We start from the raw sequence: 12,783 nt of genomic DNA on the forward strand, positions 1-12,783 counted from the left end.
AATTGATTACTAGTCTATTTTAATTTAATATGTAAAACTTACGTTTTATTAATACATATATTTCTTTATAGCTGCTTTTGGATCCATTCCCGCACGTATTTTCAGTTCCAGTTCAATTGCTACGTCAGCCAAGATCACCTGTGGATCGATAACATTATAAGGATGATCTGGAGCTTTTTCCTGAGCCAGCGACAATTCAGTACAGCCAAGTAAAATCACATTGCACCCATATTGATCATGCATTGTTTGCAATATGTGGTGGTAAAGTTCGCCATTAACCACACCTTTTTCCTTGATATTTGAATAAATCAGTTCAGTAACCATTGGCTGAATCTCAGATCCTCCAAGTTCAACCTCGCGCCCTACTTCTTTAATCTCATCTTCATACAAATGATCGTAAATTGATCCTTCGGTGGCAATTAAACCAATTTTTTTCTCTTGTGGATAATCGGTTATAAACTTGTGAACAGCAATACGCATCATATGCAAAAAAGGTATGTCTGTCAGTTTTGCCAAGTCATCATAACAATAATGAGCCGTATTACATGGCATTACAAAAAAATCAGGCTTTAGTTGTGCTTGCTGGAGCACATCCTCACGCAAAGCAGTGAAGAAATTAGGCTTGCTGGGATCTTTGATATATGCTGTACGATCAGGAACTTGTGCATCATTAACTAAAATATAATTTAAATAATCCTGATCTTTAGTAATTTTGATACGATGATTAATCATCCGGACATAACTTTCAGTCGCAATAGTGCCCATACCGCCAATAATACTAAAAAAATGTTTCATTATACCTGCTTTTCTAACTTCTAAAGTGTTCTTTTTTGCCTTCAAGCTCATCAATTACCTGTTGAGCAACCATAATATCAGATGGATATGGTGTATCTACACCACGAATTTTTTGAAAACCGTCTGCACCTTTACCGCAAATCAGGACAATATCACCTTTTTTCGATAAATTAATGGCATCATATATGGCCTTCTTACGATCTAGTTCTATTGTTACATCAACTTTAGAATGATCAATTCCTGCATCAATTTCCTGTGCAATTTCTTTTGGATCTTCAAATCCTGGGTCATCAGTAGTTAAAAAAGCCTTATCCGCATATGCATTTAAACTGTGACTAAAACCGGGACGGCGAGAGACACCCTTATCACCTGGAGCACCTACAACAACAATGATTTTTGGATTATTAAATTCACGTTGCATAAAGCCCATAAGTGCCATCATGGAAGCTTCGTTATGTGCATAATCTACAACCACTACACCATGGTCTTTGGTCACTTCTGTCTGCATCCGTCCAGGAACTGTTACTTGACTAATTCCTTTAGCAGCATCGTCATGGTTCATTCCGGCCAGTCCGGCTCCAATTACTGCAGCCGTACCGTTTGATTCATTAAAGTCACCCAGCATCTTTAACTGGTAATCACCAGCTATTTTAAGCTGCTTTGCTTTGTCACTGACACATAATACCTGGAATTTAGTCTGAGCCATATCAAGTTTTTCGGTTGCAAAGCGAAAATCAATTGTCTGTTTTAGGTTCGGATTGGTAAATTTTTCGTCAGCAAACAAGTAGATACTGTCTGGATCAGTAGTAGTCGTGGCAGCAGCATAAACTTCGTCAAAATGGTCAGTCTGAGCGTTAATAATACACTTGCGCGCATTAACCAATAATTGCAGTTTACAGTGCAGATAATCAGCAAAGTTAGGATGCTCATTAGGTCCAATATGATCGGGTGAAATGTTTAAGAAAAAGCCTAAATCATAAGTTAGTCCAAACACCCTGTTTTTCTTATAAGCCTGACTGGAAACTTCCATAACCATGTGCGTCATACCATTGTCCACAGCCGTTCGCATATCACGAAACAAATCAAGTGATTCAGGAGTGGTTAAGCTGGATTTAAAAGTATCATCTTTTCCCTGACCCACAACTGTGTTGACAGAAGAAATCAGTGCTGTTTTGCCACCATTGACTTGATCCAGCATTCCTTTTAGAAAATAAGCAGTAGTGGTTTTACCTTTAGTACCAGTAATAGCAATTAAATATAAATCATCTTGAGGAAAGCGGAAAAAGGCTGCAGATAATAGAGCCATTGCCTTAGAAACATTGCGCACAATCAGTGCATGCATTCCCTTGCCTTCTGGATATGGTTGCTCTGCTACATAACAGTTGGCACCATTTGCTTTTGCCATTGACAAAAAGGTAGGACGAAAGCCAGCACCTTTACAAAAGAACAGTGTATTGGTTTGAACATCCCGTGAATCATATGACACATATTCCATTTTAGATGGGACGGTGTCCTGAACAGCACTCGATTTAAGCAGATGGTGCTCTTTTAAAATTAAAATACAGGTATTTAAAGAAATACTCATGCTATACTCCTCTATTTAATATCTCAGTCAAAATTATACCACAGCTATGCTGGAGTTTTTTCACTCTTTAGGTTCAAAGGCAGACAAATAATGAAACGTGTCCAATCTTTATCAGATTCACAACGAATTTTGCCGTGATGAAGATCAACAATGCTTTTGGTAATTGATAGACCCAGTCCTGTACCACCTGTTTTAGTATTCCGAGATCCTTCTACTCTATAGAACCGTTCAAATATTTTTTTTAACGACTCTTCAGGAATTTGGGCACCATTGTTTTCTACCCGTAATTCCACTTCATTGTTGTTGACCAAATTAGCAATCAAATTAATTTGTGTTGCCCCTGTACCATATTTCAAAGCGTTAGTGATGAGATTATTGTAAACACGTACTAACTTTTCTGCATCGGCTTCAATCGTTAAATTCTTAGGTCTTGCTTCAATATTAAATACTATCCCTTTTTCTTGACCTTCAAATTCAAATCCCGCTGCCACCTGTTCCAGCATAGAAAAAATATGTAAAGAAGACAGATTTAGTTTGGTACTTGTTGATTTTAACGTTGTATACTCAAGCAGATCATGAGCCAGAGACTTCATTTGTTCAGCTTTCATATACGCGATATTAAGATATTTTTGCTGATCTGCTGGATCTGACACCCCCGATTTAAGTAATCCTAAATATCCAATGATAGAAGTTAAGGGCGTTCTGATATCATGAGAAACATTACTGATCAGTTCATCTTTAGATTTTTCAATCGCCTTTTCTTCATTGATTGCGTTGACTGTACTATCAACTAATGAATTAATCGAATCAATTACTTTTTGTAAGTCTGTTTTGACTTTAAAAGAAATTGTATGATCAAAATGTCCCTTTGCAATATAATGCAGTTCAGAAATAACGTGTCTTAACTGCATTTGATGATAACGCCGAATTAAGCGCCAGTAGAGCACGATTAAATCGCCAATACCCATAAAAATAATAAAGGTATTTTGCCAAGACCATAAATGGCGTCCACCAGCAAAAGTAATGGTCTTTTTTAAAAAATAAATACCGTTAACCAGGTTTTTATTTTGTAAAATTGTCAAGTTGATTAAAATAATCACCGATAGGTTTAACAATAACAGCAAAATAACCGTTATAACGCCTTCAGCAAACAACTCGCTTTTTTCAGCAGCTGTCAGCTTGACCCTTTCTTTTTTCATCTAGCTAAGCCTCAACTTTATAGCCTACACCCCAAACAGTCTGAATAATATCTTCGCCGCCTGTGGCCGTTTGAATCTTGTCACGCAAGTGCGAAACATGCACCATAACGGTTTTAGCAGAAACTATCGATTCCTGTTGCCAAACCCGTTCAAAAATTTCATCAGCAGAAAATACACGATTAGGGTGACTGGCAAGAAGATACAGAATACCGAATTCCAAAGCAGTTAACTGAATATCTTTGCCATCAATTGTTTTAACTTCATGTGAATCACGGTTAATAATAAGCGGTCCAACTTCAAGAATGTCAGGTTCATCATCTTTGACCTGTTTTTGACTGCGACGTAAAAGCGAACGAACTCGCGCCATAACCTCTAATGGATTAAATGGCTTTGACACATAGTCATCCGCACCCGTAATCAAACCCTGGATTTTATCCATGTCCCCCGTCTTAGCAGACACAATGATAATAGGAATGTCAGAATCTTTACGAACTTCCTTGATAACATCAATCCCACTCATATTAGGCATCATGACATCTAAGATCATCAAAGCAATATCCGGAGTGGTAGTTAATTTCGTAATTGCTTCCTTGCCACTATATGCAACAACCGGGGTATAACCTTCATTTTTGAGATAAATACTTAACAGTTCGACGATTTCTTTATCGTCGTCAACAACTAAAATTTTCATAGGGCTAATTTCCCTTCTTTTTACTTATTGATTATATTCGTTTTGTTTTTCTATTCTACTAAATATAGTGTAGCAGAATCTATGTCTAATATTTTAGACAATTTTGTAACAAACTACTAATATTCAAGCATAACTTTATTATTTTATTAAAAAAGCTGGATTTTTCCAGCTTGCTTTCTTAGTTTAAATTACTAATACCATTTAAATACTCCACTATCCACTGCCGATCAATATATCCTAAAAGTTCCTTATTTTGATTTTGCACTGCCACTGCTTCATGATCGCACAACAGCTGCAACAACCTGGCGATAGTTTCTTCTTCACTAATTACCATCATATCAGGTAGTGACTTTAAAGCATCTTTTTTATATTTATTAAATAAAGCCGCCTGCCTCAAAGGCGTTTCGTATAAGTTATTGCCCAAACTGCCTTTAAAAAAGTCTCTTACAAAGTCATTTGCAGGATGTCTTAAAATCTCTTCTGGTTTGTCCACCTGCAATAATTGCCCATCTTTCATAATACCAATCCTGTCCGCTAAAAGCAGCGCCTCATTCATATCATGAGTGACAAATATAATGGTGTTATGAAGCTGTTGATGCAAGTCAACAACCAGTTTTTGCAAATTTGCCCTTGAAAGAGGATCAAGGGCACTAAACGGTTCATCCATTAAGACAATTGGCGGCTTAGAAGCAATTGCCCGCAGTATTCCAATCCTCTGCTGCTCCCCACCAGATAATTCACGCGGATATCTTGAGGCATATTCTTGCGGATTCAGCCCCACTTTTTCTAATAGCCTTGCAGCTGTTTCATCAAGGTTTTTGCTCTTACCCTGGATCGCTGGAATCAGAGTAATGTTTTGAGCAACTGTCATATTGGGAAAAAGTGCAATTTGCTGCAAAACATAGCCAATTTGCCAGCGCAGTTTTTGCACATCATATTCTGTAGTAGGCCGTTCATTAACTAAAACCAGGCCAGAATTTGGGTCTTCCAAACGGTTAATCATTTTAACAGATGTAGTTTTCCCACTACCGGAGTTGCCAACTAAAACAAACAATTCACCTTGCTGAACATCGAGATTAAGGTTATTTACTACTACTTTATCAGCAAACGATTTTTTTACATGATCAAATTTTATCGCTGAAGTCATCTTACTTCTCCTTAAGCAAATGCTGTTTTACTAAAAAATTATGTGCAACTTGTCCCGGATCCATATTTTTAACGTTTACTTCATAGTTCATTTCCTGCATTTGCTTTTCAGTAATTCTGCCTGCTAATTTATTTAAACTATGCACAATTTGGGGATGCTTATTTGCAAAGTCATTACTCATTAAGGGAGCACCTTGATAAATAGGGAAGTTATGTTTGTCATCCTTTAAAATACTTAGATGATACTGTCGCAACTCACTGTCAGTTGAATATGCATCGACTACGTTAACTTTGTTCTGGTTTATTGCTTGATAGCGCAGGGCCGGCTCCATCGATTTAACCGGAAAATCAATTTTGTATAATTTCTTGATCCCTTTAAAACCATCCCCACGGTCAATGAACTCTAAAGTCATGCCACCTTTTAACTGATTAGTAATATTAGCCAAATCACTGATTTTCTTTAAATGATTTTTATTTTTAAAAGAGGTTTTGACAGCTAAAGCATAAGTATTATCATACGCCATAGGTTTAAGCAAAGTTAGTTTATCTTGCTTATACATTAATTTTTTAGCTTTTTCATAAGTCTCTTTTTCGCTTAGACCTGCCGTTTTGACTGGAGATTTGGCAAAAGTTTCCAAAACGGTCCCTGTAAATTCAGGATAAATATCAATCTTGCCATTTTTCAAAGCACTGTATAAAAAGGTCGTTTTACCAAAATTGGGTTTCAGAGTCACCTGCACATGTGAATCGTCTTGCTCAATTAAATCTTTATACATATTGATCAAAATCTCTGGTTCAGAACCCAACTTGCCAGCAATAGTAACAGTTTCTTTTTGACTGGTAACCGCTTGGTAAATACCACTTCCGGCCAAAAATATGATGCTGACACTTAAAATTCCTAAAGCAGTTTTAACCGATGCATGCTCCAGCCACTTAATCAAAGCACTTAACGTGATCGCTAAAATCCCTGAACATACTGCTCCTATAACAATTAACGCGGTATTATTACGGTCAATTCCCAATAGAATAAAACTACCAAGACCACCTGCACCAATTAAAGCCGCCATAGTGGCAGTTCCAATAATTAAAACCAGTGCTGTCCTGATACCCGAAATAATTGTTGGCATAGCTAAAGGCAATTCTACTTTAAGCAACTTTTGCAAACGAGACATGCCGAATGCGTCTGCAGCTTCTTCAAGAGCAGGATCAATTTCAGTTAAGCCCAGATAAGTATTTTGAAAAATTGGTAATAAGGCGTATACAACTAGAGCAATAACAGCAGGTATTGTCCCTATTCCAACAAGGGGAATTAGCAAACCCAACAGTGCCAATGAAGGGATTGTCTGCAATATACTAGCAATTTGTAATAAAAATTCTGCAGCCCCGGTGTGTTTTACTGCCCAGAAAGCCAGAGGCATTGCAATTATCATTGCAATCAGTAACGAAACTAACGATATTTGCAGGTGTTGCAATAAGGCAACGCCCAAATCTCCCCTGCGTTCGCTTAAAATTTGGATAATTTGATTCATCGCTTAATTCCTTTACTACTGCTTTCTATCATTAAATTTACTAAACAGATTATATTAATAGCATTAAAATGATCAATTTCTTTTGCTTTACCATAACACAAACTGGTATTTTAAAAGCAATTATTGCTTAGAGATATTACTTAAAAAAATATTCCCAGCCAATAAGGCTGGGAATATTTTTAAAAGCTCTATTCAATTTCTTTTTTACCAGTATACAACTCGTAGTAGTAACCCTTTTTCTTTAGGAGCTGTTCATGGTTACCTGCTTCAATAATATGGCCATGATCAAGTACCAGGATTAAGTCAGAGTTAACAGTTGTAGACAAGCGGTGCGCTATGACAAAGCTGGTACGTCCGGCTAGTAAATTATCCATGCCTGCTTGCACAAGTTTTTCTGTTTGCGTATCAATGCTTGATGTTGCTTCATCTAAAATCATTACCGGTTCATCCGCAATCATTGCGCGGGCAATGCTAAGCAGTTGCATTTGTCCTTGAGACAAATCGCCTCCATTGCCATCGATAATCGTCTTATATCCTTCATCTAAGCGATGAATAAACTCATCGGCATGTGATAAATGTGCTGCTTGATAAACATCATCATCGCTTGCTTCAGTATTACCAAAACGAATGTTATCCATCACGGTGCCAGTAAACATATGAGTATCCTGTAAAACGATTGATAAGGAATGGCGCAAATCATCTTTCTTTATTCTGTTGATAGGAATACCGTCATAAGTAATTGTACCCGAATTGATTTCATAAAAGCGATTAATCATGTTGGAAATGGTCGTCTTACCGGCACCGGTTTCACCAACCAAGGCAACTTTCATACCAGGTTTAGCATCAATAGAAATATTGTACAAAATTTGTTTATTTGGCTCATAGCCAAAATTAACGTGATCAAACACAATATGTCCCTTAACGGTAACTTTCTTTACTGAACCATCCTTTTGTGGGACGTTCCAATGCCAAGCACCCTTAACATTTTCATCCTTGGTAATAGTAACATCACCATCATCAACTTCAACAGGCTGATCTTCTAACTTGAAAATTCTGTCCGCACCAGCTAAAGCCATTACAATAGAATTTAACTGTTGTGAAATTTGAGCTATCGGCATTGCAAACTGCTTAGATAACTGTAAAAACGCACCGATGACACCCAGTGAAAGTGGTGCAATTTTATTAATTGCCACGGCTCCGCCTAAAACAGCAATTAAGACGTAAAGCAGGTTACCCATGTTACCCATGATAGGGAATAAAATAGTAGCGTAAGTGTGGGCTTTGCCTGATGCTACTTTCAGCGATTCGTTATAAGCATCAAAGTCTTGTTCAACTTCAGGTTCGTGGCTAAATACTTTAATTACCTTGAGTCCATTCAGCATTTCTTCATTGTAGCCGTTGACTTCACCCAATTCCTTTTGTTGCAGTTGAAAGTAGTGAGAAGAGCGAACTGTCAAAAAGCGCACAATTATAATCGAAAGTGCAAAAACCACCAAAGTAAAAATAGTCAATTGCCAACTCAAAACCAGCATCGCACCTAAAACGAAAATAAGGTTTAACGCTGAATTCATAAACTGCGGAATTGACTGCGAAATCATTTGTTGCAACGTATCAATATCATTAGTATAGCAACTCATAATATCGCCGTAGTCATTTTCATCAAAATACAAAATCGGAAGCATTTCCATGTGCTCAAACATTTCCATCCGCACTCTGAATTGTACTTTTTGAGCTAAAACTGCCATCAGCATTGCAAAAAGGTAATTAGAAATAAAACCTATAGCATAACACCCAAACATAACGGCAATTGCATGTAGAAGAGGACCAAAATTTGGCTGTGCTTCCTTAGTTAACGGAATAATATAAACATTAATCAGACGTTCAATAAATAGTGATCCTAAAACATTGGCTGCGGCTGTTAAAATTATGGCAATCGTCGAAGCAACGAGCATCCAGGGACTAGTACTGGCAACTAATTTAAGCAGGCGCCATAAGATTGTGGAACGCTTATCAATATTTTGGCTATTTTTGTTTTCTACTGCTTTATCCAAATTAATCACCTACTTCTTCTGTTCTTCTTGAAACTTAGCGATTGAGCTGTACAGATCATTGCGTTTCATCAACTCTTCATGAGTTCCAATGTCTTGAATCTTGCCTTCATCCATTACAATTATACGGTCAGCATCCTTAATTGACACAATTCTCTGTGAAATAATAATCTTAGTAGTATCAGGCATATTCTGTGCTAAAGCTTCCCGAATTTGACGTTCAGTCTGCGTATCTACTGCAGAAGTAGAATCATCTAAAATCAAGATTTTTGGCTTTTTCAAAAGAGCACGTGCAATAGTAATTCTCTGTTTTTGACCACCAGAAACATTATTACCGCCTTGTTCAACCACAGTATCATATTGATCAGGCATTTCACGAATAAAATCGTCAGCATGAGCAATTTTAGCAGCTGCTATAATCTCATCATCAGTTGCATTTTCATTGCCCCATTTAAGATTTTCTTTGATAGTTCCAGAAAACAGGACATTATTTTGTAAAACCATGGCAACATTATCACGCAGCGTCTTTAAATCATAAGACTTAACGTTATGTCCTGATACGCGCACAGCTCCTGAATCGGTATCATAAAGCCGCGGGATCATAGATACCAATGTCGATTTAGAAGCCCCAGTACGACCAATTACACCTACTGTTTCACCAGGTCTGATATTTAAATTGATGTTGCTTAAAGCTAAATCCTTATCATCAGGATCATATTTAAAGTTTACGTGATCAAAAATCACTTCACCATTATTAATATGTTTTAGTGGTTTTCGTGGATTTTCAATTGATGGCTTTTCATTAATAACAGCGGCAACTCTGTTACCACTAGCTCCAGAAACTACCAACTGTGTGATGATCATAGCTAACATATTTAAACTGCCCAGAACTGAGTTTGAATAGGAAAACATTGAAATTAATTGACCAGTTTGTAAACTTCCGCCAACTATTTCCTTAGCGCCAAACCAACAAAAAGCTAAATTAGAAATATTTAAAACAGCCATAACAATCATAGAATTGAGAGACATAATTTTTTGAGCTGTAGCAAAAAGTTTATAAATAAAACCAGCTGCTTTTTTGAATTTAACGGTTTGTGCTTCTTCTTGCACATAGGTCTTAACTTCACGAATACCACGAACATTTTCCCTGACAACTTGGTTCATGCGGTCATAACCACGAAAGATTTTGGGAAAATACTTGCTGGCACTTTTAATGACCAGACCTAAAAGAATAACAAAAATAGGTGCTATCACGACAAACACAAGTGATAGACGAGGGCTGACAATTATCGACATAATAATTGAAACCAATAGCATCATTGGTGCTCTGACCGCAATTCTAATCAGCATTTGGTAAGACATCTGAATGTTATTAACGTCAGTAGTCATTCTCGTCACCAGACTGGCACTGGAAAATTTATCAATATTTTCAAATGAATAGTCTTGCACATGATAGAACATATCTTTACGCAGGTTTGATGCAAAACCAGCAGCAGCATGAGCAGAGGCGTAGCTGGCACTGGCACCCAAGATAAGAGAAACGACCGTTAATACAAGTAAAATCACACCTGTTTTAGTAATATATGACATGTTCCCTTTCATAATGCCATTATCTATTAAAATACCTACTAAATACGGTATTAACATTTCAATGATAACTTCACCAGTAACAAATAATGGCGACAGCAAAGACAATTTTTTATACTGCCTAATCGATTTACTCAGCGTGTTAATCATTAAATACCTCTTTCTAATTTATTAATGCGTTATTTTTAAACGTGTATTCAGTTTAAAAAGGATAAATAGATTCATAATAAATCTATTTATCCTTTAAAACATATAGTTATCTAAGTATAGCTCTTTTCTTGACAAAAATCACCTATTTACTCCTATCAGCTGGTGAAAATGCAGAGCCGATAATTTGATAATGTCGACGGAAAAGCCAGCGAATACCATATACCACCGCAGCAATTATTAAATTATATATTCCAGGTAAAACTGGATTTATAATTTGTAACACTCTCAGAGATAAAACGCCAAAGCAGATAAAGAGCAGTGCCATCATTGAAATAAAACCCCAAATTAATTTTGACCAGGGGATCTTGCGATTTTTACTGCCATTAGGTAAAACCCATTCATTATACTTCGTCATAAAAACGCCCAGTGCAGCACCAACAATCAACAAAGTTAAGGCACCCATCTCTGAATTATATTTGTTGTTCTTTTGGAATAAACCAATTAAGCCAAAAAGACCAAATAGCAAAGCTACATAAAACAGGGCATTATCCGTGGCATATTGCCAAAACGGAATATCTGAAGCTTTCTTCTTTTTGGGTTTTAATATGTCAGCAGCTTTTAATTTAGGTGACATGCCGTAATATGTACTGGCCGGTTGACCATGACGCTGTGCAATTATTAAATCATTCAAGAGCGCATCTACTCTTTTTTGAGCCTCTTCACGACTCATTTTACCTTGTGCTTCAAGTTCTTTTTGCAAGCGAAAAACATAATCAGAATTTTTATTGCTAAGTTGTTTACGCAACTCGGCAGGCTGCATTTGTTTGACTTCATCATCTATATTTTGATTGATTACTTTTTCCTTTAATTTTTCCTGCTTGTTAGTATCTATTTTAGCTTGTGCTTCAGTTTTCTTTTCTGCCATTATTATTTCCTAAACGTTAAATCTAAATTCAATAATGTCGCCATCTTGAACTTCATAGTCTTTCCCTTCAAGACGCAACCTACCAGCTTCTTTAACTTTCTGCATGGTTTCATATTTGTCTAAATCAGTGTATGAAACTACCTCTGCGCGAATAAATCCACGTTCAAAATCAGAATGGATAACTCCAGCAACTTGTGGTGCTTTCATCCCCTTATGAAAAGTCCAAGCACGAGTCTCAGGACCACCAGCTGTGAAGAAAGTTCTTAGTCCTAAAATATGGTAAGCTGCTCGGATTAAACGGTCAAGACCTGACTCAGTTACCCCTTCAGCTTCTAAAAACTCGGCTTTTTCATCATCATCTAAACCAGCAATTTCTTCTTCAGTAGCTGCAGAAATTCCTAGACACTCAGCATTTTCACTTTCTGCATGTTTTTTAACAATTTGATAATATTGATCTTTTTCGGGATCGGCCATTGAATTTTCAGCAATATTAGCTACATAAATAACTGGTTTATCAGTTAGCAAGAACAAGCCCTTAACAATTTTTTGTTCATCTTCATTGAATTTGATTGAGCGAACGGCGCGACCCTCTTCCAAAACCGGTTTAATCTTTTGCAAAACGTTATATTCAGCTTTAGCTTCCTTGTCATTTTGCTGGGCAATCTTTTTCACCTTGCTAATCCGACGATTAACGGCATCTAAGTCAGCGATTGCTAATTCCAGATTAATAGTATTGATATCTTCTTCCGGATCTACTTTACCAGTAACTGAAGTGATATTGTCGTCTTCAAAAGCACGCACAACATGAATGATCGCGTCAGTTTGGCGAATATTTTCCAGGAATTTATTACCCAAACCTTCTCCTTTTGAAGCTCCCTTAACCAAGCCGGCAATATCAGTAAATTCAAAAGTGGTATGAACTATTTTTTTAGCGGGAATCAATTCCTGAATTCTAGCAAGTCTCTTGTCTGGAACCTCAACCATACCAACATTCGGTTCAATCGTAGCAAACGGATAGTTGGCCATTTCCGCTCCCGCTTTAGTAATTGCGTTAAACAAAGTCGACTTACCAACATTAGGCAGCCCAACAATCCCAGCAGTTAGTGACATTTTTTATCCTCTTTCTAA

10 protein-coding genes are annotated in these 12,783 nt (G+C 37.0%); all 10 read right to left on the reverse strand.

From position 1 onward, the window contains the following. Positions 1-48 precede the first annotated feature (48 nt). The 10 genes from LDM90_RS04680 to ychF all read right to left on the reverse strand — a co-directional run bounded on the left by LDM90_RS04680 (position 49) and on the right by ychF (position 12,765). Positions 49-795 (reverse strand): aspartate/glutamate racemase family protein, encoded by a 747-nt coding sequence (locus LDM90_RS04680; RefSeq protein ID WP_223896681.1) that lies wholly within the window; start codon positions 793-795, stop codon positions 49-51. Positions 796-808: 13 nt separating this feature from the next. Beyond that, the gene (locus LDM90_RS04685; protein ID WP_223896682.1) at positions 809-2,380 is read right to left on the reverse strand and encodes a UDP-N-acetylmuramoyl-L-alanyl-D-glutamate--2,6-diaminopimelate ligase; all 1,572 of its coding nucleotides are present in this window, start codon (positions 2,378-2,380) and stop codon (positions 809-811) included. 44 nt (positions 2,381-2,424) lie between these two features. Next, entirely contained in the window at positions 2,425-3,579 is a 1,155-nt protein-coding gene (locus tag LDM90_RS04690; protein ID WP_034978889.1) for a sensor histidine kinase, read from the reverse strand. Between the two features lie 4 nt (positions 3,580-3,583). Further along, positions 3,584-4,270: a response regulator transcription factor CroR gene (gene croR, locus LDM90_RS04695; protein WP_187154906.1), complete on the reverse strand. Its 687-nt coding sequence runs from the start codon at positions 4,268-4,270 to the stop codon at positions 3,584-3,586. Between the two features lie 178 nt (positions 4,271-4,448). Continuing rightward, the gene (locus LDM90_RS04700; protein WP_223896683.1) at positions 4,449-5,417 is read right to left on the reverse strand and encodes an ABC transporter ATP-binding protein; all 969 of its coding nucleotides are present in this window, start codon (positions 5,415-5,417) and stop codon (positions 4,449-4,451) included. Between the two features lies 1 nt (position 5,418). Beyond that, on the reverse strand, positions 5,419-6,945 hold the full coding sequence (locus LDM90_RS04705; RefSeq protein WP_223896684.1) for an ABC transporter permease/substrate-binding protein: 1,527 nt from the start codon (positions 6,943-6,945) through the stop codon (positions 5,419-5,421). A 188-nt stretch (positions 6,946-7,133) separates the two neighbouring features. Continuing rightward, complete coding sequence (locus tag LDM90_RS04710; RefSeq protein ID WP_223896685.1) at positions 7,134-8,996, reverse strand: ABC transporter ATP-binding protein; 1,863 nt, start codon at positions 8,994-8,996, stop codon at positions 7,134-7,136. 9 nt (positions 8,997-9,005) lie between these two features. Further along, complete coding sequence (locus LDM90_RS04715; RefSeq protein WP_223896686.1) at positions 9,006-10,730, reverse strand: ABC transporter ATP-binding protein; 1,725 nt, start codon at positions 10,728-10,730, stop codon at positions 9,006-9,008. A 142-nt stretch (positions 10,731-10,872) separates the two neighbouring features. After that, positions 10,873-11,655, reverse strand: coding sequence for a DUF1129 family protein (locus LDM90_RS04720; protein WP_223896687.1), 783 nt, complete (start codon positions 11,653-11,655; stop codon positions 10,873-10,875). A 9-nt stretch (positions 11,656-11,664) separates the two neighbouring features. Further along, complete coding sequence (gene ychF / locus LDM90_RS04725) at positions 11,665-12,765, reverse strand: redox-regulated ATPase YchF (protein ID WP_034978903.1); 1,101 nt, start codon at positions 12,763-12,765, stop codon at positions 11,665-11,667. Between the last annotated feature and the right edge of the window lie 18 nt (positions 12,766-12,783).

Source organism: Lactobacillus huangpiensis (assembly GCF_019972815.1).
Taxonomy (GTDB): domain Bacteria; phylum Bacillota; class Bacilli; order Lactobacillales; family Lactobacillaceae; genus Lactobacillus; species Lactobacillus huangpiensis.

What these genes read in the sequence shown, in the direction of transcription:
- ychF (WP_034978903.1), bottom strand. Translation starts at nt 12,765, where the DNA reads ATGTCACTAACTGCTGGGATTGTTGGGCTGCCTAATGTTGGTAAGTCG.
- LDM90_RS04680 (WP_223896681.1), bottom strand. Translation starts at nt 795, where the DNA reads ATGAAACATTTTTTTAGTATTATTGGCGGTATGGGCACTATTGCGACT.
- LDM90_RS04685 (WP_223896682.1), bottom strand. Translation starts at nt 2,380, where the DNA reads ATGAGTATTTCTTTAAATACCTGTATTTTAATTTTAAAAGAGCACCAT.
- LDM90_RS04700 (WP_223896683.1), bottom strand. Translation starts at nt 5,417, where the DNA reads ATGACTTCAGCGATAAAATTTGATCATGTAAAAAAATCGTTTGCTGAT.
- LDM90_RS04705 (WP_223896684.1), bottom strand. Translation starts at nt 6,945, where the DNA reads ATGAATCAAATTATCCAAATTTTAAGCGAACGCAGGGGAGATTTGGGC.
- LDM90_RS04720 (WP_223896687.1), bottom strand. Translation starts at nt 11,655, where the DNA reads ATGGCAGAAAAGAAAACTGAAGCACAAGCTAAAATAGATACTAACAAG.
- LDM90_RS04715 (WP_223896686.1), bottom strand. Translation starts at nt 10,730, where the DNA reads ATGATTAACACGCTGAGTAAATCGATTAGGCAGTATAAAAAATTGTCT.
- croR (WP_187154906.1), bottom strand. Translation starts at nt 4,270, where the DNA reads ATGAAAATTTTAGTTGTTGACGACGATAAAGAAATCGTCGAACTGTTA.
- LDM90_RS04690 (WP_034978889.1), bottom strand. Translation starts at nt 3,579, where the DNA reads ATGAAAAAAGAAAGGGTCAAGCTGACAGCTGCTGAAAAAAGCGAGTTG.